The sequence below is a fragment of the Streptomyces sp. NPDC008317 genome (assembly GCF_042955955.1).
Classification (GTDB): Bacteria; Actinomycetota; Actinomycetes; order Streptomycetales; family Streptomycetaceae; genus Actinacidiphila.
The window spans coordinates 35,447-57,677 of the sequence record NZ_JBIBFQ010000010.1 but is presented as its reverse complement, the minus strand read 5'-3'; the positions used below and the strand labels follow the sequence as shown (position 1 = coordinate 57,677).

General features: G+C 72.3%; 17 protein-coding genes. 10 read left to right on the top strand and 7 right to left on the bottom strand.

The window, feature by feature from the left end:
* Nucleotides 1-58 precede the first annotated feature (58 nt).
* Entirely contained in the window at nucleotides 59-562 is a 504-nt protein-coding gene (locus ACFY9V_RS28875; RefSeq protein WP_391049427.1) for an SAV_915 family protein, read from the top strand.
* 69 nt (nucleotides 563-631) lie between these two features.
* Here ACFY9V_RS28875 and ACFY9V_RS28870 read toward each other — a convergent pair whose 3' ends face one another.
* Entirely contained in the window at nucleotides 632-1,474 is an 843-nt protein-coding gene (locus ACFY9V_RS28870) for a UTRA domain-containing protein (RefSeq protein ID WP_391163588.1), read from the bottom strand.
* Nucleotides 1,475-1,826: 352 nt separating this feature from the next.
* Here ACFY9V_RS28870 and ACFY9V_RS28865 point away from each other — a divergent pair, with 352 nt between their 5' ends.
* From ACFY9V_RS28865 to ACFY9V_RS28840, 6 genes are all read left to right on the top strand, one after another.
* On the top strand, nucleotides 1,827-3,125 hold the full coding sequence (locus tag ACFY9V_RS28865) for an extracellular solute-binding protein (RefSeq protein ID WP_355338898.1): 1,299 nt from the start codon (nucleotides 1,827-1,829) through the stop codon (nucleotides 3,123-3,125).
* Between the two features lie 78 nt (nucleotides 3,126-3,203).
* The gene (locus tag ACFY9V_RS28860; protein ID WP_391163586.1) at nucleotides 3,204-4,175 is read left to right on the top strand and encodes an ABC transporter permease subunit; all 972 of its coding nucleotides are present in this window, start codon (nucleotides 3,204-3,206) and stop codon (nucleotides 4,173-4,175) included.
* Between the two features lie 179 nt (nucleotides 4,176-4,354).
* Nucleotides 4,355-5,104 (top strand): carbohydrate ABC transporter permease, encoded by a 750-nt coding sequence (locus ACFY9V_RS28855; RefSeq protein ID WP_355339482.1) that lies wholly within the window; start codon nucleotides 4,355-4,357, stop codon nucleotides 5,102-5,104.
* 126 nt (nucleotides 5,105-5,230) lie between these two features.
* Nucleotides 5,231-6,817, top strand: coding sequence for a family 20 glycosylhydrolase (locus tag ACFY9V_RS28850; RefSeq protein ID WP_391163585.1), 1,587 nt, complete (start codon nucleotides 5,231-5,233; stop codon nucleotides 6,815-6,817).
* Nucleotides 6,818-6,871: 54 nt separating this feature from the next.
* Nucleotides 6,872-8,296, top strand: a complete 1,425-nt coding sequence (locus ACFY9V_RS28845) for a cellulose binding domain-containing protein (RefSeq protein WP_355338895.1) — start codon at nucleotides 6,872-6,874, stop codon at nucleotides 8,294-8,296.
* Nucleotides 8,297-8,491: 195 nt separating this feature from the next.
* On the top strand, nucleotides 8,492-10,483 hold the full coding sequence (locus ACFY9V_RS28840; protein ID WP_391163584.1) for a sigma-70 family RNA polymerase sigma factor: 1,992 nt from the start codon (nucleotides 8,492-8,494) through the stop codon (nucleotides 10,481-10,483).
* Between the two features lie 19 nt (nucleotides 10,484-10,502).
* On the opposite strand, the gene ACFY9V_RS28835 is transcribed toward ACFY9V_RS28840, so the two are convergent.
* A complete protein-coding gene (locus ACFY9V_RS28835; RefSeq protein WP_391163583.1) occupies nucleotides 10,503-11,618 on the bottom strand; it encodes a DNA glycosylase AlkZ-like family protein in 1,116 nt (371 codons plus the stop codon).
* Nucleotides 11,619-11,794: 176 nt separating this feature from the next.
* On the opposite strand from ACFY9V_RS28835, the gene ACFY9V_RS28830 reads away from it, so the two are divergent.
* Both ACFY9V_RS28830 and ACFY9V_RS28825 read left to right on the top strand, forming a co-directional pair.
* A complete protein-coding gene (locus ACFY9V_RS28830) occupies nucleotides 11,795-12,370 on the top strand; it encodes an RNA polymerase sigma factor (protein ID WP_355338887.1) in 576 nt (191 codons plus the stop codon).
* On the top strand, nucleotides 12,367-13,434 hold the full coding sequence (locus tag ACFY9V_RS28825) for a CU044_5270 family protein (RefSeq protein WP_391163582.1): 1,068 nt from the start codon (nucleotides 12,367-12,369) through the stop codon (nucleotides 13,432-13,434). Before ACFY9V_RS28830 ends, ACFY9V_RS28825 begins: the two co-directional genes overlap by 4 nt.
* A gap of 121 nt (nucleotides 13,435-13,555) precedes the next feature.
* Here ACFY9V_RS28825 and ACFY9V_RS28820 read toward each other — a convergent pair whose 3' ends face one another.
* The 5 genes from ACFY9V_RS28820 to ACFY9V_RS28800 all read right to left on the bottom strand — a co-directional run bounded on the left by ACFY9V_RS28820 (nucleotide 13,556) and on the right by ACFY9V_RS28800 (nucleotide 20,164).
* On the bottom strand, nucleotides 13,556-14,728 hold the full coding sequence (locus ACFY9V_RS28820) for an XdhC family protein (RefSeq protein WP_391163581.1): 1,173 nt from the start codon (nucleotides 14,726-14,728) through the stop codon (nucleotides 13,556-13,558).
* 43 nt (nucleotides 14,729-14,771) lie between these two features.
* On the bottom strand, nucleotides 14,772-16,238 hold the full coding sequence (locus tag ACFY9V_RS28815) for an NCS2 family permease (RefSeq protein ID WP_355338878.1): 1,467 nt from the start codon (nucleotides 16,236-16,238) through the stop codon (nucleotides 14,772-14,774).
* A gap of 136 nt (nucleotides 16,239-16,374) precedes the next feature.
* Nucleotides 16,375-18,789 carry a molybdopterin cofactor-binding domain-containing protein gene (locus ACFY9V_RS28810; RefSeq protein WP_391163580.1) on the bottom strand — a complete coding sequence of 805 codons (2,415 nt, stop codon included), beginning with the start codon at nucleotides 18,787-18,789 and terminating at the stop codon, nucleotides 16,375-16,377.
* A gap of 2 nt (nucleotides 18,790-18,791) precedes the next feature.
* Nucleotides 18,792-19,268 carry a (2Fe-2S)-binding protein gene (locus tag ACFY9V_RS28805; protein ID WP_355338872.1) on the bottom strand — a complete coding sequence of 159 codons (477 nt, stop codon included), beginning with the start codon at nucleotides 19,266-19,268 and terminating at the stop codon, nucleotides 18,792-18,794.
* The gene (locus ACFY9V_RS28800; RefSeq protein ID WP_355338869.1) at nucleotides 19,259-20,164 is read right to left on the bottom strand and encodes a xanthine dehydrogenase family protein subunit M; all 906 of its coding nucleotides are present in this window, start codon (nucleotides 20,162-20,164) and stop codon (nucleotides 19,259-19,261) included. Before ACFY9V_RS28800 ends, ACFY9V_RS28805 begins: the two co-directional genes overlap by 10 nt.
* A gap of 272 nt (nucleotides 20,165-20,436) precedes the next feature.
* Between ACFY9V_RS28800 and ACFY9V_RS28795 the strand changes: the two genes are divergently transcribed.
* Entirely contained in the window at nucleotides 20,437-22,098 is a 1,662-nt protein-coding gene (locus ACFY9V_RS28795; RefSeq protein WP_391163579.1) for a PucR family transcriptional regulator ligand-binding domain-containing protein, read from the top strand.
* Nucleotides 22,099-22,231 lie beyond the last annotated feature (133 nt).

Here is a 22,231-nt window from a genome sequence, read left to right as displayed (position 1 = left end):
GGTGTCCACGCCTCGACCTCGCCGAATGCGCGTCCGGCGGCCGGGTTACGGTGGCTGCATGCACGTGAGCCAGCACGACGGACCCGGTGACCGGACTCCCGAAGGACAGCCCCACGAGCAGACGGCCCCCGCGACGGCCCGCGAGACGCCCCCCGGGCCGGTCTCGCCGACCGCGGAATCCGTGCCCGTACCGGAAGGGCCGCTGTATGTGCCGGTGCGACAGGGGCCCGCGGGCTATGTCGTACGGCTGTGGCGTACGCCCGTCGGCAGCAGGACGGCGGTCGCCTTCACCAGTGACCAGCGGCTGCGCTCGGTGCTGGGGCCGACCCAGCCGTGGATCAAGCTCTCGGAGAGCGCGCTGCGCGCGATGGCCGAGCCGCTGGGCGCCCGGCATCTGACCGTCGACCCGCTGCTGACCGCCCGGCCCCCGGCTTCCTGGACCGATCCGGCGGCGGGCCGCCCCTGCCCGCGCCGCGGCACCGACGGCGCCGCGGCGGGCGCCGCTGAAGGGGACGAGGGCGGCGACGGCATACGCCAGCAACCGGCGGGCCTGGCACCGTAGTTCGCCGTTCGAGACCCCGGCACGCTGAGGGTGCGCCGCGGCGCACCCTGAGCACGTACGCCCCCGGCCTCAGCCCGCGGGCTGCACCTCCCCCACCATCTGCGCCGTCACGTCCCCGCGCCCCGCGAGGTCGCCCGGCGGGATGCCCGGGTGGTGCCGGTCGGCGGACTGCGCGGTCGCGGGCGCGGCGTCGCCGAGGGCCAGCCGGGAGACGATCCGGTAGCGGTCGCCGCGGTAGACGGAGTGGACGTACTCCACCGGGCGGCCGGTGGCGTCCTTGGTGAGCCGTTCGAAGAGCAGCGCCGGTGACAGGACGGGCACGCCGATCAGCCGGGCCTCCTCGTCGTTGGTCACGGTGGGCTCGATGGACTGGACGGCCTCGTGCACGTGGACGCCGTGCCGGGCGCGCAGGAAGTCGTAGAAGTCGCCGGACTCCATGTCCGCCGCGTGCAGGCCGGGCACGAGGTCGGCCGGGACGTGCAGGTATTCGATGGCCATCGGCTCGTCGTCGACCAGCCGGAGCCGGGCGATGTAGGTGATCTCGGCGGCCGGGGAGATGCGCAGCTTGCGGCCGACGCGGGCGCCCGCCTGCACGGTGGTGAACTCCAGGACGCGGCTGGCCCAGGTGCCGGACGCCTGCGGGAGGCGGTGCGCCTGGCCGTCGAGCGCCAGCTCCTGGGTGATCTTGGCGCGGGCGACGAACATGCCGCGGCCGTGTTCGCGGACCAGCAGTCCCGTGGTGACCAGTTCGTCCACGGCGGAGCGGAGCGTGGGGCGGGAGACGCCGAGCTGCTCGCACAGGGTGCGCTCCGACGGGATCGGGTCGCCGGGCGCGCGCGACTCGACCAGTTCCATCAGGTAGTCGCGGACCCGTTCGCGTTTCAGCGCCGAGCGCGGCGGCTCGCTGGCCATGGGGGGCACCTTCCTGCCGCCGACGGGTCACCGGTGTGCCGCCGTCGTGCGGGTGAGTTCGTATGACGTGCTGCTGAGTTCGGGGGCGTGCCGGTGGGTTCATGTGACGTGCTGGTGAGCTGAGGTTATCCAGATGCTGACCAGTATGCCAGCGCTCCTTGCCACCTGGCTTTCGGGGGCCTCATTCGTATACGGCCTGCGTGTGGCGGGTGCGCGGCGGACGGCGGGTCGGCGGGCGACGGGTGCGCGAACTCTTGACGTGCTCAGTGGTCTATGCCATTTTCACTGACCAGCACTAGACCAGTTGGCAAGTGGTAAGTCCTGTTCGCTCCCTGCCCGAGGTGACATCCCCGTGAGATCCAGACTCGTTCCCGGCGCCGCGGCGCTCGTCCTCGCCGTCGCCGCGCTCTCCGCGTGCGGCTCCTCCTCCGGATCCGGCGGCTCCGGTGACTCCGGCGGCACCGGCGGTTCCGCCAAGACGCCGGCCCCCGCCAAGCTCACCGTGTGGATCATGCGCGGCAGCATGTCCGACGGTTTCCTCAGCCGCTTCAGGTCCGACTTCGAGGCCGGGCACAAGGGCACCACCCTGGACATCCAGATCCAGGAGTGGGACGGCATAGGCCAGAAGATCACCAGCGCGCTGGCCAGCAACGACGCACCCGACGTGATGGAGGTCGGCAACACGCAGGTCGCGCAGTACGCGGCGAGCGGCGGCGTCAAGGACCTCACCGACAAGGTGACCGACCTCCAGGGCGCCGACTGGATTCCCGGCCTCGCCGACCCCGGCAAGATCGACGGCAAGCAGTTCGGCATCCCCTGGTACGCGGCCAACCGCGTCGTGATCTACAACAAGGACCTCTTCTCGAAGGCGGGCATCGCCGCGCCGCCCAAGACCCGCGACGAGTGGATCCAGGACACCACCAAGCTCAACACCGGGGGCAACGACGGCATTTACCTGCCGGGACAGACCTGGTACGCGCTGGCCGGATTCATCTGGGACGAGGGCGGCGACCTGGCGGTCCAGGACGGCGACAACTGGAAGGGCGCGCTGGACACCCCGCAGGCCAAGGCGGGCATGGAGTTCTACAAGCGGCTCCAGGCGCTCGGGAAGGGCCCGAAGGACTCCGACGAGGCCAAGCCGCTCCAGGCTGACGTCTTCGCCAAGGGCAAGAGCGCGCAGATCATCTCGGTGCCCGGCGGCGCCGACGCCATCGTCAAGGCCAATCCCGCGATGAAGGACAAGATCGGCTTCTTCCCGATCCCCGGCAAGACCGCCGACAAGCCGGGCGCGGTCTTCACCGGCGGCTCCGACCTGGTGATCCCCGAGGCGTCCCGGCACCAGGCGCTCGCCTACGAGGTGGTCAAGGCGCTCGCGGGCACCAAGTGGCAGACGGACATGGCCAAGGAGATGAGCTACGTGCCCAACCGCACCTCGCTCGCGGGGGTGTTGGCGGGCAACGAGGGCGCCTCGGTGATGGCGGTCGGCGCGGCCAACGGCCATGCCACGCCCAACTCGCCCAACTGGGCGGCGGTCGAGGCCAACAACCCGATCAAGCAGTACATGACGCAGGTGCTGACCGGCAGCGACCCGGACGCGGCGGGCAAGACGGCCTCGGCGGCCGTCACCAAGGCCCTCAACACCGCCTCCTGACCGGCCACGCCCCGCCCGCTCCCTATCTGATCCGCGTCCGCCCGACAGCGTCCGATCAGCGCCCCGAGGAGAACCGCCGTGCTCACCGCTCCCAACGCCGCCTCACGGCCGGCCGTCGCGGAACCGCCACCGCCGCCCCGCGAACGCCGGCGCCGCCGCCGCCCGCTCGCCGCGGTCTGGCCGTATCTGCTGGTCGCCCCCACCGTGGTGGGCACGGCCTTCCTGCTGGTCTACCCGCTGGTCAGAAACACCGTCATGTCGTTCCAGCACTTCGGCCTCGGCGAGCTGATCCGCGGCGGCGCCACCTGGGTCGGCTTCGCCAACTACCGTACGGTGCTGGACGATCCGGAGTTCTGGACGGTGGTCCGCCGCACCCTGTGGTGGACCGGGCTGAACGTCGTGCTGATCATGGTGCTCGGCACGCTGGTCTCGCTGATGCTCGTCAAGCTCGGCAAGCGGATGCGGCTCGCGGTGATGAGCGGTCTGGTCCTGGCCTGGGCCACTCCGGTGATCGCGGCCACCACGATCTTCCAGTGGCTGTTCCAGTCCCGTTTCGGAGTGGTCAACTGGCTACTGGTAAAGCTGGGCTTCGAGTCGTACCGCGACTACACCTGGTTCGCGCACGGCGGCTCGACCTTCGCGATCCTGGTGACGCTGGTGGTCTGGCAGTCCGTGCCGTTCGCGGCGCTGACCCTCTACGGCGGCCTGACCACGATCCCGGCGGAGCTGTACGAGTCGGCCAGGATCGACGGCGCGGGCGCCTGGCAGACCTTCCGGCTGGTCACCTTCCCCATGCTGCGCCCGCTGTTCGCGCTGATCACCTCGCTTGAGGTGATCTGGTGCTTCAAGTGCTTCGCCCAGATCTGGGTGATCAGCGAGGGCGGTCCCAACGGGGCGACCACCACGCTGCCGGTCTACGCCTTCCAGATCGCGCAGTCCCTGCACAAGTACGACCTCGGGTCCGCGGTCTCCACGCTGACCGTCCTGATCCTGCTCGGCGTGCTGGTCTTCAACCTGCGCCGGATGTTCCGTGAGGAGGGCGCGCAGTGAGCACGTTCACCGCAACTGGTAAGGCCCCGCGCGCGGGCGGACCGGGCGGACCGGGCGGACCGGGCGGCGCGGGCGGCGCGGGCCGTCGGAAGCGGCCGGGCCGCGGGTCCCTGCGGCGGCTGCCGCTCAATCTGGCCGCGCTGTTCACGCTGGCGGTCGCCGCCTTCCCCGTCTACTGGATGGTGATCACGGCCTTCAAGCCGACGACCGCCATCCAGGCCGACACCCCGTCCTTCCTGCCGCTGCACCCCACCTTCGCGCACTTCCGCACGGCCATGCACGCCGACGGCTTCGGCACCTTCTGGCGCAACAGCCTGACCGTGACGCTCGGCGCGGTGCTGATGTCGCTGGTGGTGGCGCTGCTGGCGGCCTTCGCGGTCGGCCGGATGCGCTGGCGCGGCCGGCGGGCCTTCATCCTGCTGGTCTTCACCGCGCAGATGGCGCCGTGGGAGGCGCTGCTGATCCCGATGTACGTGATCGCGCGGGACACCGACATGCTCGACAAGCTGTCGATGCTGACGCTGGTCTACTTCATGACGACGCTGCCGTTCACGATCGTGACGCTGCGCGGCTTCCTCGCGGCGATCCCGGTGGAACTGGAGGAGGCCGCCCAAGTGGACGGCTGCACAAGGCCGCAGGCGTTCCGCCGGGTCACCTTCCCGCTGCTCGCGCCCGGCCTGCTGTCCACGTCGCTGTTCGGCTTCATCACGGCGTGGAACGAGTTCGCCTTCGCCAACACGCTGATCATCAAGAACCAGGACGCCCGCACGCTGCCGGTCTGGCTCTCCTCGTTCAGCAATGTCTTCGGTACCGACTGGGGCGCCACGATGGCCGCCTCCTCGCTGTTCATGCTGCCCGTGCTGCTGGTCTTCCTCGTCCTCCAGAACCGGGTCACCACCGGAATGACCGCCGGCGCCGTGAAGGGCTGACCGCGCGACCGCTCCCCGCGCCCTCTGTCCGCGCCCCCTGCCCGCGACCGCTCCCCACGCCCGCTCCCAGGTCACCTCGCTCGACGCCGTCGACCGCCGACCCCCGCCGCCCCCACTGGAGCCGCTGTGATCATTCCGCACCCCTCCCATCTCGCCCGTATCCCCGGCCACTTCACCTTCGACGCGACCACGTCCGTCCGGGCGAGCGACGGCGCCCAGGGCGCGGCGGACCTGCTGCGTACGCTGCTCGCGCCCGCCACCGGGCTGCCGCTGCGGCCCTCGCCCACCGGCCGGGTGGTGCTCGCGCTCGACCCCGAACTCGGCGGTCTCGGCGCGGAGGGCTACGGCCTGACCGTCGGGCCCGACGCGGTGCTGCTGCGGGCGGCCAGGCCGGCGGGGCTGCTGCACGGTGTGCAGACGATCCGTCAACTGCTGCCCGCGCAGGCCCTGTCGGAGCGCCCGGAGAGCGGGGTGGCCTGGCGCATGCCGTGCGTGCAGGTCACGGACGTGCCGAGGTTCGGCTGGCGGGGCATGATGCTGGACGTCGCCCGGCACTTCCAGCCGGTGTCGTTCCTGCGGCGCTTCGTGGACCTGCTGGCGTTCCACAAGCTGAACGTGCTGCATCTGCACCTGACCGACGACCAGGGCTGGCGGATGCCGGTCGCCGCCTACCCCCGGCTCACCGAGGTCGGCGGGGCCAGGTCCCGCTCGATGATCGGGCGTTCGGGCAGCGGCCGGTTCGACGACCTGCCGCACGCGGGGGCGTACACCGCCGCAGAGCTGCGGTCGCTGGTCGCCTACGCGGCCGAGCGCGGCGTCACGGTGGTGCCGGAGATCGAGATGCCGGGGCACACCCGCGCGGCGCTGGCGGCCTATCCGCACCTGGGGAACGTGCCGGGGCGCGAGCTGGACGTGTGGACCGAGTGGGGTGTGTGCCGCAACATCCTCGGCGTCCACGACGAGGTGCTGGACTTCTGCCGCACCGTGCTCGGCGAGGTGCTCGACGTGTTCCCCTCCTCGTACGTGCACATCGGCGGCGACGAGTGCCCGGTCACCGAGTGGGAGGAGAGCCCGGCGGCGCGGCGGCGCGCGGCGGAGCTGGGCCTGGCCGCGCCCAAGGACCTGCGCGGCTGGTTCCTCGGGCGGATCGGCGACTTCCTGATCGAGGCGGGGCGGCGCCCGCTGTGCTGGGCGGAGGACTCGGGCACGCTGCCGCCGGAGTTCACCGTGATGCCGTGGCGGGACACCGACCACGGGCTGGCCGCCGCCCGGCGCGGCCACGACGTGGTCATGGCGCCGCACCGCTCCACGTATCTGGACTACCCGCAGACCGAACAGCCCGGTGAACCGCTCGGCCAGGCGGGCGGAATCGTCGACCTGCGGGCCGTGCACGGCGGCGAGACCGTACCCGCCGACTGGGAACCGGCCGCGGCGGCACGGGTGCTGGGCACGCAGGCGCAGCTCTGGAGCGAATTCGTGCCGACCGCCGAACACGCCGAGTACCTGGTCTTCCCCCGGCTGTGCGCGCTCGCCGACCGGGCCTGGAATCCGGCGGGCGACTGGTCGACGGACTTCCTGCCCGCCCTGCTCCGGCACGAGGACCGGCTGGCGGCGCTGGGTATCGCCCACCGGACGATCCCGCACCCCGCGGTCCCGCCGCCCACCCCCCGAGCCACCTCCCGCACCACCTCTCCCCGGACCATCTCCCAGTAGTCCCGCACCATCACCCCCCTCTGGAAAGGGATCACCGTGTCAGGAAAGTTCCGCATGTCGACCCGCGTCCGTACGGCGATGGCCGTCTGTACGGCGGCCGGTCTCGCCTGCGCCGCGCTCACCGCGATGCCCGCCTCGGCGGCGCAGGACTCGCTGAGCGCGCAGTACCGCACCAGCGCCTCCGGCGCCACCGCCGACCAGTCGGAGCCGTGGCTGGAGGTCACCAACACCGGCAGCACCACGGTGCCGTTGAACACCGTCACCGTGCGGTACTACTTCAAGTCCGACGGCCCGAACGTCAGTTACCGCTTCGCGTGCTCGTGGGCGGTCAAGGGCTGCGGCAACATCACCGGCACCTTCGGGACGCTGGCCAATCCGACGGCCACCGCGGACCGCTACCTGGAGATCGGCTTCACCTCGGGCGCGGGTTCGCTGACGCCGGGTCAGAACACCGGTGACATGCAACTGCGGTTCTACCGCGCCGACTGGCAGACCCTCACGCAGTCCGACGACTACTCCTTCAACGGCTCGCAGACGGCCTACGCGAACTGGAACAAGGTCACGGTGCAGAAGAGCGGCGCCGTGGTCTGGGGCACCGCGCCCGCGGGCAACGACCCGACCAACCCGCCCACCACTCCCCCGACCACCCCGCCGACCGGCAACCCGACCGGTCCCGCGATGTTCGACGACTTCACCTACACCTCCAGCTCCGACCCGGCCGTGCAGCAGCACGGCTGGACGGTCAAGTCCGGTCAGGGCGGCCCCGGTGTGGCCGGCGCCACCTGGTCGCCGCAGGACGTGACCTTCGTCGCCGACGGCGCGAGCAACAAGGTGATGAATCTGCGGCTCACCACCGACGGCACGGCGGCGGGCACCAAGGAGACCGAACTCCAGACCACCGCAAGGAAGTTCAAGAACGGCACCTACGCGGCCCGGGTCAAGTTCAACGACACACCGACCGGCGGCCCCGACGGCGACCACGTCAACCAGACCTTCTTCACCTTCACGCCGCTCAACGCGCCGATGGACCCGAACTACAGCGAGCAGGACTTCGAGTACCTGCCCAACGGCGGCTGGGGCGAGACCCAGAACATCATGTACGAGACGTCCTGGGAGACCTACAACCCGGACCCGTGGAACGCGGTCAACACCCACGGCCAGCAGTACGGCAGCCTCGACGGCTGGCACAACCTCCAGATCACCATCGACAACACGAACATCACCTACTACATCGACGGCAACCAGGTCGCGCAGCACGGCGAGCCGTACCTGCCCGAGACGCCGCAGTGGATCGACTTCAACCACTGGCTGATCGACCTCGCGGGCCAGACGAGCAACACCCCGCGCTCGTACAACCAGCAGGTCGACTACGTGTACTTCCTCAAGGACCAGGTGCTGACGCCCGCCCAGGTGCAGACCCAGGTCGCGGCCTACCGCACGGCGGGCACCACCTTCACGGACACCGTGCCGTCCTCCTGATCCGGTGGCGCGGCCGGGCCCCCGGACCGGGGGCCCGGCCCGCCGTCCGGTCGCCGGCCCCCCGGACCTCCCCGCGCGGGAAGTCCGGGGGGCCGGCGGGTTTCTGTTATCCCCCTGGTCGTGGCAGCGTCTCCTGTCCGAGGGCAGATACGTGTCACCCGGCCGGAGTCCGGGCCAGGACGGAGTGTGAGCAGCATGCGCGCAGGCGACCGGGTCGGTCCCGACCCCGCGTTGGTGAGTGCCGCGCGGGCGGGCGACCAGGCGGCACTCGACCGGCTGGTCGCGGAGTGCCTGCCGCTGGTCTACAACATCGTCGGGCGCGCCCTGGACGGGCACGACGATGTGGACGACGTGGTGCAGGAGACGCTGCTGCGAGTGGTCCGCGGCCTGTCCGACCTGCGCGACCCGGCGGCGTTCCGCTCCTGGCTGGTGGCCATCGCGGTCCGCCAGGTGCGCGACCGCGAGCAGGCGCGAAAGGCGGCGTGGCACCAGCAGACCGCCCTGGACGCGGCGGAGCTGATACCGGACCCGGCCTCGGACTTCGCCGCCGTGACGATCCTGCGGCTCGGGCTGACCGACCAGCGCCGGGAGATCGCGGAGGCCACCCGCTGGCTGGACCGCGACGACCGTACGCTGCTCGCGCTGTGGTGGCTGGAGGAGACCGGCGACCTCGGCCGCTCGGAGCTGGCCGACGCCCTGGGCCTGACCCGGCAGCACGCCGCGGTGAAGGTCCAGCGGATGAAGGAACAGCTCGAAACCTCGCGCACGGTGGTGCGGGCGCTCGGCGACGCGGGCGGCTGCGCGGGTCTCACGCATGTGACCAGCGGCTGGGACGGTGTGCCGAGCCCGCTGTGGCGCAAGCGCTTCGCGCGGCACATCCGCGGCTGCCCGGACTGCGGGCAGCGCGGCCGGACGCTGCTGCCGATGGACCGGCTGCTCAGCGGGCTGCCGCTGCTGCCGGTGCCGCTCGGGATGCCGTTCAGCGCGCCCTTCGGCGGGCACGCCCCGGCGGTGCCCCCGCACACCGGCCCCGCGGGCCCGCCGCCCGCGCACTCCCCGATACCCCCCTCCCAGGCCGCTCCCCAAGCGGCGGCCCCGCGCACCGCTCCGCGACACCGCCCCCCACGGCGGAGCGGTGCGCCCCGGGGAATCCGCGGCAGGCTGCTGCACGGTCCGCTGAGCGTCCCGGCCGCCGCGATGGGCGCGGTCGCGGCGGTGGCGGCCGGAGCGCTGCTGGCCGTGCACCTGTCGGCCGACCGGTCCCCCGGCACCCCGGCCGCCGACAGCACGCCGATCCGTCCTTCGGTGACGATCTCGGCGCCCGCCACGACCGCCTCCCCCTCCCCCACGCCGTCCGCGACGAGGACCGGCGCCAAGCCGACGACGAAGCCGCCGCGCAAGCCCACGCCGACGACCCACGCGCCGCCGCCCGCGGCGCCGCCGCCGGTCGCGCCGGTCTCCTCGGTCCGCAAGGGCGTCGGGGTGTGGTCCTTCCCCGGTGTGAACACCGCGCTCGACCGGTCGGGCGCGGGCTGGTACTACACGTGGTCCACGACGCACGGCGGCATCAGCGGACCCGGCTTCGTGCCGATGATCTGGGGCGGTGACAGCGCGAGTCCGACGGCGCTGGCGCAGGCGAAGGCGGCGGGTCCGTACCTGCTGGGCTTCAACGAGCCGGACATGGGCGGCCAGGCGAACATGACGGTGGATCAGGCGCTGTCGCTGTGGCCGAAGTTGATGACGAACGGCAAGGTGCTCGGCAGTCCCGCGGTCGCCTACGGCGGTGACACGGCCGGCGGCTGGCTCGACCGGTTCATGTCGGGGGCTCAACAGCGCGGCTACCGCGTCGACTTCATCGCCCTGCACTGGTACGGCGGGGACTTCACGACGCCGAACGCGGTCTCCCAGCTCAAGTCGTATCTGACGGCGGTCCACAACCGGTACAACAAGCCGATCTGGCTCACCGAATTCGCGCTGATCGACTTCGCCAACGGCGTCCGCTTCCCGACCGACAGCCAGCAGGCCGCCTTCGTGACGGCCGCGACGAAGATGCTCGACGGGCTGCCTTGGCTCCAGCGGTACGCCTGGTTCGGGCTGCCCGCCGACGACAGCAAGCCGAGCAGCGGGCTGTTCCACAGCGGTCCGGTGGAGACGGCGGCGGGGCGGGCGTTCGAGGCGGCGCGCTGAGCGGTCGCAGCGCGCCGCCTCACCCGGCGGGTCGCTCGAACCGCACCTCGGGCGTCCGCGCCCGCGGGTCGGAGGCGGCCAGCAGCCGCAGACCCTCCGCGTCGAGCGCGTCCCGGTCGGCCGGGCGCAGCGGCGCGAAGGGCGCGACGACGACGGCCGCGGTGTCCTTGGCACGCTCGAACCGCCAGGTGCCGCCGACGAATCCGTCGACCAGGACCGTGCCGCGGATGATGCCGTTGACGGTCATCACCCGCGGCCGGTGCTCGTCGGCGAGGACGCGGGTGCGGTCGGCGTGCGAGAGCAGCAGATTGTCGAAGTCGGCGACGAAGCGCGCGGAGACCTCGGTGGCGGGGTCGGTGAGTTCCGCGTCCGGCAGGTCGTACAGCTCCCTGCCGTCCTCGGCGGTGTAGGTCCGGCAGTCCAGCGCGGTGAAGACCTTCTTGAGGCCGGTGAGTCCGCACCACTTCTGCATGTCGGCGGGGGTGGCGGGGCCGTACGCGGCCAGGTAGCGGCGGACCAGCGCGGCCGGTTCCGCGGCGGTCGCGGCGGGGTCGGCCATCGGCTGTCCCAGCCAGTCGTCCAGCAGGGCGTAGGCGGGCTGGGCGCTCGCGCCCCACAGCCCGCGCGGCGGCACCTGTGCCAGCGGCGCCCACACCCGTAGCGCGTTGACCAGCGAGGCGGGGTCCGCGTCGGGCCAGCGGGCGCTCAGCGCGGTACGCAACTCGGCGGGTCCCAGCGGCCGTTCGGCCAGCGCCTCGCGGCCGTGCGCGACCAGTTCCGCGCGGTCGACGCCCGCGGCCCCGGCCGCCCACTGCGAGCCGCGAAACCCCCGGTCCAGCATCGGCTGGATCCACGGCCGCAGCCGCAGCGCGTCCGCCGCCGTCACCAGATGCACGGTGCCGCGCATCAAGACGACGCGCACCACCGCGCGTTCGGTGAGCAGCGTGCCCAACTCGTCGAAGCGGAAGCCGTTCAGCCGGGTCCACAGGCCCGGATAGGGCGAGGTGGGGTGCTGCGACTGGAGTCCGAGCAGATGGGCGACGGCGTCCTCGGCGGCCGTCCGCCGCCGGTCCAGCAGAAGCTGGCGCGCGAGCAGGGTCCGGTTGAGAGTGCGGCGGTCGAGCGGCGTGAGCATGGCTCCTACGCTAGGGCCCGTCGCGGACAGTCGCTGTCCGCGACGGCGGGCGGGCGGTGCGGGCGGTGCGCGCGACGGCCGAGCCACTGACCACCCTGACCTGCGGGAAGAAACGGTTTTCGGTCCCCGAACCAAGTGATGGGTGACAGGTGGCAGACAGCACAGGAGGTCCCCGCGTGCAGATACCCACGCACGAGCCCGGACGGAACCGAACCCCGTTCGGCGAGGTGTACGAGGCGCACTTCGACGCCGTTCTCGGCTTCATTACCCGGAGAACCACCGACCGGCACTTGGCCGCCGACCTGACCGCCGACGTCTTCGTGGCCGCGCTGGAGGCATTCGAGGGTTACGACCCCAGGCGCGGCACGCACCTCATGTGGCTCTACGGGATCGCCCGGAACACCACGGCCGCGCATGCCCGCCGCGCGGTACGTGAGCGGGACGCGGTGGCCGCGGTCAGCGGTCGGCGGCTGCTGGACGAGCAGGACATGCAGCGCTTCGAGGAGCGCATCGACGCCGAATGGGCGGCCAGGGAGTTGCTCGCCCGGCACGCCGGGCTCTCCGAGCCGCTGCGCGCGGTGATCGACCTCGTCGCTGTCGACGGTCTCACGACCAAGGAGGCCGCGAAGGTGCTCCGGATCTCCCAGGCGACCGCCCGGGTCCGCCTGCACCGCGCCCGCGCCGCCCTGCGTGCCGAATCCACCACCCCGTCCGCCGCATTCGATTCCCCCCTCACGGAGGTCACCCGATGAACACCCCGGTCGGATTCAAGCAACGCCTCGGTGCCGAGCTGGCCCTGCTGGAACAGGTACGAGCCGAACAGCGGGAAACAGAGCGGGCATCCCGACGAAAGCCGCCGGTGGCCGCCCGCGGGATGCTCGCACGTCCCGCCGTACGTCGGACCGCGTTCGCGGGCCTGGCCGCGGGCGTGGCGGCCACCACGATCGTCGCGACCTCCTCCGTCCGGGAAGCGCAGCCCCGGCCGGTACACGCCATGACGGTCGCCCAGGTGCTGGACGCCGCCGCGGACAACGCCGCGAAGGGCCCGGGCAAGGAGCCGGGTCTCCACCAGTGGTTGTACACGGACGATGTTGTCTGCGTGACGACGTGCGGGCACGAGCGGTCCTGGTACCGGTACGACGGTCTCAAGAGCGCGTCGGTCGGCAAGTCATTGGCGTCAGGAAACCGCACTGCCGTCCAGGTGCGCGATGTCTTCACCCCCTTCCGCTCGGGGAAGGTCGGGGACCATCCGCGGGAGACCCGCGAGGTTCTGTCCCGACTGCCCACCGATCCCCACGAGCTCCTCAGGCGGGTGAGTACTGACCCCTTCTTCAACAGTTCAGGAGAAGAGCCGGGCGCGGCCCCCACCAACGGAATATTCCACAGCCTGGGTGAACGGCCCCCGGCCGTCACACCCGCAGCGCAGTTCACCAGGATCCTCCACATTCTGCGGACCGCATCGACCGTCCCGCCCCGGATCAACGCCGCGCTTTACCACGCGCTGGCGCTGATCCCCGGAACCACGCTGGTCAGCACGCCGATGCGAGACGCGGCCGGTCGGCCGGGACTCGCCATCGCCTTCGATTTCCACGATCGGCAACGAACGCACGAGTACCTCATCCTGGACCCGAGCACGTACACCTACCGCGGCGACCGCGTCGACTGGCACGGAGAGAGCGACTTCTCCGATTCCTTCGCCCGCGTGACGACCGGCGTCGTCGACCATCCCGGCCAGATGCCCGGCAGCCCCGCCCCGGACCCCTCGGACATCGTGGAACTGCCCCCGGTCGTCCAGGCGCCGCTCAAAGCACGCTGACCGACACCGCCAACAGGAGTTCGGGCCGCCCTGGACCCGGGCCTCGCAATGGGGGGTGCGGCGAGGTCCGGGTCCGGGTCCCGATCGGGACCCGCACCCGGTCTCGGCGGGCCGGTGGCCGCTACGCGGCCGGGGAGCCCAGGCGGCGGGACGGGGTCTTGGGCTCGTGGTGGATCGGGGTGCGGGCGCCGGTGAGGGGGGCGCCGGAGCCGCCGCGCGAGTGGGCGACGATCTCGGCGGCGATCGACAGGGCGGTCTCCTCGGGCGTGCGGGCGCCGAGGTCGAGGCCGATCGGCGAGTGGAGCCTGGCCAGGTCGAGTTCGGTCACCCCGGTGTCGTGCAGCCGGTCCAGGCGCGCGAGATGGGTGCGGCGCGAGCCCATCGCGCCGATGTAGGCCAGCGGCAGCCGCAGCGCCCGCTCCAGCAGGGGGATGTCGAACTTGGCGTCGTGGGTGAGGACGCAGACCGCCGTACGGCCGTCCAGCCGCCGCTGCCGCGCCTCTGCCTCCAGGTAGCGGTGCGGCCAGTCGACGACCACCTCGTCGGCCTCGGGGAAGCGGCGGGCGGTGGCGAAGACCGGCCGTGCGTCGCAGATCGTCACGTGGTAGCCGAGGAACTTGCCCGCCCGTACCAGCGCGGACGCGAAGTCGATCGCCCCGAAGACCAGCATCCGCGGCGGCGGCACGCTGGCCTCGACCAGCAGGGTGAGCGGCGCGCCGCAGCGGCTGCCGTCCGCGCCGATCACGACGGTCCCGGTGCGCCCGGCGGCCAGCAGCGCGCGGGTCTCGGCCGCCGCCGTACGGTCCCGCTCGTCGTCACCGAGCGAGCCCGCGTACGCACCGGCGCCCTCGGCCTCGCGGACCAGCAGCGCCCGGCCCAGCAGCTCCGCCGGGCCCTCGACCACACGGGCCACCGCCGCCGCCTCGCCGGAGACGGCCGCGGCCAGCGCCGCGACGACCTCGGGCCGTACCGCGGGGTCGATCCGCTGCACGAAGATGTCGATCGCGCCGCCGCAGGTCAGGCCGACGGCGAAGGCGTCCTCGTCGGAGTAGCCGAAGTGCTGGAGGACCGCGGCCGCGTCGGGGCCCGCGGCCAGCACCTCCCGGCACAGCTCGTAGACCGCGCCTTCCACGCACCCGCCGGACACGCTGCCGATGGCGTCGCCGCCGCCGTCGACGGCGAGCGCCGCACCGGGCTGGCGCGGGGCGCTGCCGCCGGTCGCGACGACCGTCGCGACGGCGAACGGACGCCCGAGACCGCACCAGCGGTACAACTCGTCAGCGATGTCCAGCATGGCGTTCCAGCTCCTTCTTCCTACAACTCGCTCTTCCCGGCGGTCACTTGACGCCGAGCCAGCCCTCGATCGGGTGCAGGGCGAAATAGACGACGAAGACGGCCGTGAGAATCCACATGAACAGCCCCGGCTCGCGCCACTTGCCCTGCGCGGCCTTGATGGCGGTGTACGAGACGACCCCGGCGCCGACTCCCGCGGTGATGGAGTAGGTGAACGGCATGAGGGCGACGGTCATGAAGACCGGTACGGCCACGGCGCGGTCGGACCAGTCGACGTGCCGTGCGTTGCTCATCATCATCGCGCCGATCACGACGAGCGCGGCGGCGGCGACCTGGCCGGGCACGATCTGGGCCAGTGGGGTGAAGAACAGGCCGAGCGCGAAGAGGACGCCGGTGACGACCGAGGACAGGCCGGTGCGGGCGCCCTCGCCGACGCCGGTCGCGGACTCGATGAAGACGGTCTGCCCCGACGCTCCCGCGACGCCGCCGATCGCGCCGCCCGCGCCGTCGACGAACAGCGCCTTCGACAGGCCCGGCATCCGGCCCTTGTCGTCGGCGAGCCCGGCCTCGGTGCCGACGCCGATGATGGTGGCCATCGCGTCGAAGAACCCGGCGAGCACCAGAGTGAAAACGATGACGCCGACGGTCATACCGCCGATCGAGCCCCAGCCGCCGAACTCGACATGGCCGAAGAGCCCGAAGTCCGGCATCGAGACCGCGCTGCCCTCCAGCTTGGGCGCGCTGCCTCCCCAGTCGGCCGCCGTGAGGTCGCCCGCCGCGTTGACGATCACGGACAGGACGGTGCCGGCCACGATGCCGATCAGGATCGCGCCCGGCAGATTCCTGGCCTGGAGCATGAAGATCAGCAGCAGGGTCACGCAGAAGAGCAGCACGGGCCAGCCGCGCAGCTGGCCGCCCGCGCCGAGGGCGACCGGGGCCGTGCCGTGCGGGTCGCCCTTGCCGACGAAACCGGCGTTGACCAGGCCGATCATCGCGATGAACATGCCGATGCCGATGGTGATGCCGTGCTTGAGCGCCAGCGGTATCGCGTTCATGACGATCTCGCGCAGCCCGGTGACCACCAGCAGCACGATGACGCCGCCGTAGATCACGCACATACCCATAGCCTGCGGCCAGGTCATGTTCGGAGCCACTTGGGTGGAGATCACCCCGGCCACGCTCAGCCCCGCCGCGAGCGCGAGCGGCACCTTGCCGACGAAGCCCATCAGCAGGGTGGAGACGGCGGCGGCCAGCGCCGTCGCGGTGATCAGCGCGGCGTGGCTGAGCTTGTGCCCCGCGACGTCGGGTCCCGACAGCAGCAGCGGGTTGAGGAGCAGGATGTAGCACATCGCCATGAAGGTCGTGATGCCGCCGCGGACCTCGCGGGGGATCGACGAGCCTCGGGCCGAGATGTGGAAGTACCGGTCGAGCCAGGATCTCCCGGCGGGCTGTCGCGAGCCTTCGCCCGCGTCCTCCGCCGCCGTCCGCGGCTCTACTGGCGTCTGGGTCATGGTGCCAACTCCCAAGGTTCACAGGGGCACTCGTACGCGGTGTACGGGATTTGGGATCTGCGTGGCCTGCACGACCCGGGGGACGGCCCGAGACGAACAAGAAAGGGGGACCGGGGGGCGGGAGCCCCCCGGCCGCCTAGGTTCCGGTCAGGTGCTCCGGCCGGATCGGGGTCCGGTTCAACTCCAGCCCCGTCGCGTTCCTGATCGCCGCGAGGACCGCGGGAGTGGACGACAACGTGGGCGCCTCGCCGACGCCGCGCAGGCCGTAGGGCGCGTGCTCGTCGGCGAGTTCGAGCACGTCGACCGGGATGGTCGGCGTGTCGAGGATCGTGGGGATCAGGTAGTCCGTGAAGGACGGGTTGCGGACCTTGGCGGTCCTGGGGTCGACGATGATCTCCTCCATCACCGCCACGCCCAGGCCCTGCGTGGTGCCGCCCTGGATCTGGCCGACGACCGACAGCGGGTTGAGCGCCTTGCCGACGTCCTGGGCGCAGGCGAGTTCGACCACCTTGACCAGGCCCAGTTCGGTGTCGACCTCGACCACCGCGCGGTGCGCGGCGAAGCTGTACTGGACGTGGCCGTTGCCCTGTCCGGTGCGCAGGTCGAACGCGACGGTCGGGCGGTGCCTGAACTCCAGTTCCAGGTCGACGGCTTCGTCCTCCAGGACGTCCGCGATGTCGGCCAGCGCCTCGCCGCCGTCGGTGACGACCTTGCCGCCCTCCAGCAGGAGTTCGGCGGTGGCCCACGCCGGGTGGTAGGTGCCGAATTTGCGGCGGCCGGTCTCCAGCACCTTCTCGCGTACGGCTTCGCAGGTGTTCTTCACCGCGCCGCCGGTCATGTACGTCTGCCGGGAGGCGGAGGTGGAACCGGCCGAGCCGACCCGGGTGTCGGCGGGCTGGATGGTGACCTGGGTGACGCCGAGTTCGGTGCGGGCGATCTGGGCGTGCACGGTGACGCCGCCCTGGCCGACCTCGGCCATCGCGGTGTGCACGGTCGCGACCGGCTCGCCGTTGATGACCTCCATCCGCACCCGGGCGGTGGAGTAGTCGTCGAAGCCCTCGGAGAAGCCGACGTTCTTGATGCCGACCGCGTAGCCGACACCGCGTACGACGCCTTCGCCGTGCGTGGTGTTGGACAGGCCGCCGGGCAGCGCGCGTACGTCGGCGGCTCCCCCGGCCACCTCCCACTGGCGCTCGGGCGGCAGCGGGCGGGCCTTGACCCGGCGCAGCAGTTCGGCGACCGGCGCGGGCGAGTCGACGGGCTGGCCCGTCGGCATGAGCGTGCCCTGCTCCATGGCGTTGAGCTGTCGGAACTCGACCGGGTCCAGGCCGAGTTCGGCCGCGACCTTGTCCATCTGCGCCTCGTAGGCGAAGCACGCCTGGACCGCGCCGAAGCCGCGCATCGCGCCGCAGGGCGGGTTGTTGGTGTAGAGGGCCAGCGCCTCGATGTCGACGTCCTCGACGACGTACGGGCCGACCGACAGGGAGGCGGCGTTGCCGACGACGGCCGGGGAGGCGGAGGCGTAGGCGCCGCCGTCCAGCACGATCCGGCACTTGATGTGGGTGAGCTTGCCGTCGCGGGTCGCGCCGTGCTCGTACCAGAGCTTGGCGGGGTGGCGGTGGACGTGGCCGAAGAAGGACTCGAAGCGGTTGTAGACGATCTTGACGGGCTTGCCGGTGCGCAGCGCCAGCAGGCAGGCGTGGATCTGCATCGACAGGTCCTCACGGCCGCCGAAGGCGCCGCCGACGCCGGAGAGCGTCATCCGGACCTTCTTCTCCGGCAGCCCGAGGACCGGCGCGATCTGCCGCAGGTCGGAGTGGAGCCACTGGGTGGCCACGTAGAGGTCGACGCCGCCGTCCTCGCCGGGCACGGCCAGGCCGGACTCGGGGCCGAGGAACGCCTGGTCCTGCATGCCGAAGACGTACTCGCCGCTGACGACCACGTCGGCGCGGGCCGCCGCCGCGTCCGCGTCACCGCGCACGATGGGCTGGCGGTGGACGATGTTGGGGTGCGGGACATGGCCGATGTGGTGGTCCTCGCGGCCCTCGTGGACCAGGACGGCACCCGGCGCGGTGGCGGACGCCTCGTCGGTGATCACCGGCAGGTCGACGTACTCCACGCGGATCTTCGCGGCGGCGCGGCGCGCGGTCTCCGGGTGGTCGGCGGCGACCAGCGCCACCGGCTCGCCGTGGTGGCGGACCTTGCCGTGGGCGAGGACCGGGGTGTCCTGGATCTCCAGGCCGTAGTTCTTCACCTCGGTGGGCAGGTCGTCGTAGGTGAGCACCGCGTAGACGCCCGAGGTGGCCAGCGCCTGCGAGGTGTCGATGGAGCGGATCTCGGCGTGCGCGACGGTGCTGCGCAGCGTGTAGCCCCACAGCATGTCCTCGTGCCACAGGTCCGAGGAGTACGCGAATTCGCCGGTGACCTTCAGGATGCCGTCAGGGCGCAGCGTGGACTCGCCGATGCCGCCCTTGGAGGCGGCGCCCTGAGTGAGGCTGGTGGGTGTCCGGGTGACGGACGAACCGGCGCCGGGCGCGGGTGTGTTGGGCATGCTCACACCGCTCCTTCGGTACGGGCGGCGGCCAGCCGTACGGCGTCGAGGATCTTCTCGTAGCCGGTGCAGCGGCACAGGTTGCCGGACAGCGCCTCGCGGATGTCGCCGTCGGACGGCTCGGGGACGCGTTCGAGCAACTCGTCGGCGGCGACCAGCAGTCCGGGGGTGCAGAAGCCGCACTGGACGGCGCCCGCGTCCACGAACGCCTGCTGGACGGTGGAGAGTTCACCGCCCTCACCGGCCAGGCCCTCGACGGTGACGACCTCGCGGTCCTGCGCCTGGCCCGCGGCGACCAGACACGAACACACCGGCACGCCGTCCAGGCGGACCGTGCAGGAGCCGCATTCGCCCTGCTCGCAGGCGTTCTTGGAACCGGGCAGGCCCATCCGCTCGCGCAGCACGTACAGCAGGCTCTCGCCCTCCCATACGTCGTCGGCTTCCTGCGGACTGCCGTTGACGGTGAAGGTCACGCGCATGGCTTGCTCCTGTCGTCCAGCTCGTGGGGCTCGTTGCCGCGGTACTGCTCCCAGGACCAGCCGAGCGTGCGGCGGGCCATGACGGCCAGCGCGTGCCGCCGGTAGGACGCGGTGCCGCGGACGTCGTCGATCGGGTTGGCGGCCCCGGAGACCAGCTCCGCGAACTGCCGGGCGACGGCGGGCGGGATCACCCCGCGGCTCTCCCACAGCCCGGCCTCGTCCAGCGCGGCGGCCAGGAACTCCTCGGCCGTCCGCGCCCGGATCGGGGTGGGCGCGGCCGAGCCGATGCCGGTGCGGACCTCGCGGATCTCGGGGTGCAGGGCCAGGCCGAAGGCGCAGACCGCGATGACCATCGCGTTGCGGGTGCCGACCTTGGAGAACTGCTGCGGCCCGGTCGCCTTCTTCAGCCGCACGGCGCGGATCAGCTCGTCGGGCTCCAGCGCGTTGCGCTTCACCCCCCGGTAGAAGTCGTCGATGGGGATCAGCCGGGTGCCGCGTACGGACTGCGCCTCGACCTCGCCGCCGCCCGCGAGCAGCGCCGGGTGGGCGTCACCCGCCGGGGAGGCGGTGCCGAGGTTGCCGCCGACACCGCCGCGGTTGCGGATCTGCGGGGAGGCGACGGTGTGGCTGGCCAGCGCGAGGCCGGGCAGCTCGGCTCTGAGGTTCTCCATGATCCGGGTGTACGGGACGGAGGCGCCGAGCCGGACGGTGTCCTCGGCCGCCTCCCACTCCTGGAGCTCACCGATGCGGTTCAGGTCCAGGAGAAACTCGGGCCTGCGGTGGTCGAAGTTGATCTCGACCATCACGTCCGTGCCACCCGCGATGGGCACAGCGGAGGGATGCTCGGCCTTGGCGGCGAGCGCTTCCTCCCAGCTGGCGGGGCGCAGGAATTCCATGGGGTTCTCTTCTCGAATCCGAGTGGGCTGTTCATGTCCTGTACACGCGGGGTGGCCCCAGTACACGGCTGTGGGGCCGTCCGGGTGCAGTCACCGAAAACATGAAGCGGTTGGCTGGCCAAGGGGTGGGTCTTGTAGATTCCTCCGAAAGGGTCCGCTCCGAAACCTCGCGGCAGCCCACCCGCAACACCGGTGTTCGACACTGCGACCCGGGCTCCCGCGACGACGGCCGGGACCGCGACCACGACCCGGCAGAGGACAAGGCGACGACTATGCGGCTGCGCGCACTGCTGGACACCGAGGCCCTCGGCCTGCGGCTGCTCGGCGGCGAGGACGAGCTGGACCGTACGGTCCGCGGGGTGATGACCACGGACCTGCGCGACCCCAGCCGCTATCTGACCGGCGGCGAACTGGTCCTCACCGGTCTGGCCTGGCGGCGCGGCCCCGGCGACTGCGAGCCCTTCGTCCGGCTGCTGGCCGGCGCCGGGGTGGCGGCGCTCGCGGCGGGCGAGGCGGGGCTGAGCACGATCCCGCAGGATCTGGTGGCTGCCTGCGCCCGGCACCGGCTGCCGCTGTTCGCGGTGGACGAGACGGTGGCCTTCGCGACCGTCACCGAGTACGTGGTCCGGCAGGTCTCCGGCGGCCGGGCGGGTGATCTCGCGGCGGTCGTGGACCGGCACCGGCGGCTGATGTCGTCGGGGCCCGCGGGCGGCGGCCCCGACGCCGTGCTCGACCTGCTCGGCAGCGACCTGGACCTGCGCGCCTGGGTGCTGTCCGCGGTCGGCCGGGAGATCGGCGGCTCGGGCCAGTCGCTGGCCGCCTCGGTCCGCGCCGAGCTGGCCGGCGCCCAGCAGGCCGCCGCCCGCACCGCCCGGCCCGCGCCGCACCGCGTCGCGGTCCAGGGCGGCCGGATCTACTCGCTCTTCCCGGTCCGCGCGGGGGCTGAGGACGTACGGGCGACCGTACTGTCCGACTGGTTCCTCGCCGTCGAGGCGGACGCCGGAGAGTGGCCCGCGGAGCGCCTGGACCTGCTGCACGGCGTCACGCAGCTCATCGCGGTGGAGCGGGAGCGGCGGGACGCGGCCCGTACGGTACGGCGGCGGCTGGCCGCGGAGGTCTTCGAGCTGGTGCGCGGCGGGGCGCCGCCCGCCGAGATCGGCGCCCGGCTGCGGGCCGCGGCGCCCGTCCTGGTGCCGGGCGCGGGCGGCGCGCCGCAGTGGCAGATCGTGGTCGCCCGGGTCGACTGGGCGGGCGGCGACCTGGCGCCGGGACCGGTGGCGCGGGACCTGCTGGAGGAAGTGCTGGTCGACCCGGCGGCGGCCGGGGCCGAGGCGACGGACCGGATCGCGGTGGCGCACCTGGACGACAAGGCGATGGCGCTGGTACCGCTGCCGCCGCCGGTCCCCGGCGCCCAGGAGGGCGGCGAGGACTCCCCCGCGACCCTGCACGCCGACCGGTTGCTCGACGTGCTGCGCGGCCCGCTCGGCCGCGGGCTCGCCGACGACGGACGGCTGACCATCGGCGTCAGCGCCGCCGTGCAGTCCGCCGAGGGGCTGCGCGGCGCCCTGGAGGAGGCCAGGCACGCGCGCCGGGTGGCCGCGGCCCGCCCCGGCCGGGTCTGCGTGGCCGGGCACGAGGAGCTGGCCTCCCACGTCCTGCTGCTGCCCTTCGTCCCCGACGACGTGCGCCGCGCCTTCACCGCCCGGCTGCTCGACCCGCTGCGCGCGTACGACCGCAGGCACCGCGCCGACCTCATCCCGACCCTTGAGGCGTTCCTGGAGTGCGACGGCTCCTGGACGCGCTGCGCCACCCGGCTGCACCTGCACGTGAACACGCTGCGGTACCGGATCGGGCGGATCGAACAGCTGACGGGGCGTGATCTGTCGCGCCTCGAGGACAAGTTGGACTTCTTCCTCGCGCTGCGGATGAGCTGACGGCACGGCGGTACGGGCGGCGCGCCCGCCGAAGCCGCCGTCGAATCTCCTTCACACGTTCACCTGTTGGACCGTCCGACCTGCCGAACAGGCATTAGTGATCCCGTTCACAAAAGGTGATCTCCAACCCCTT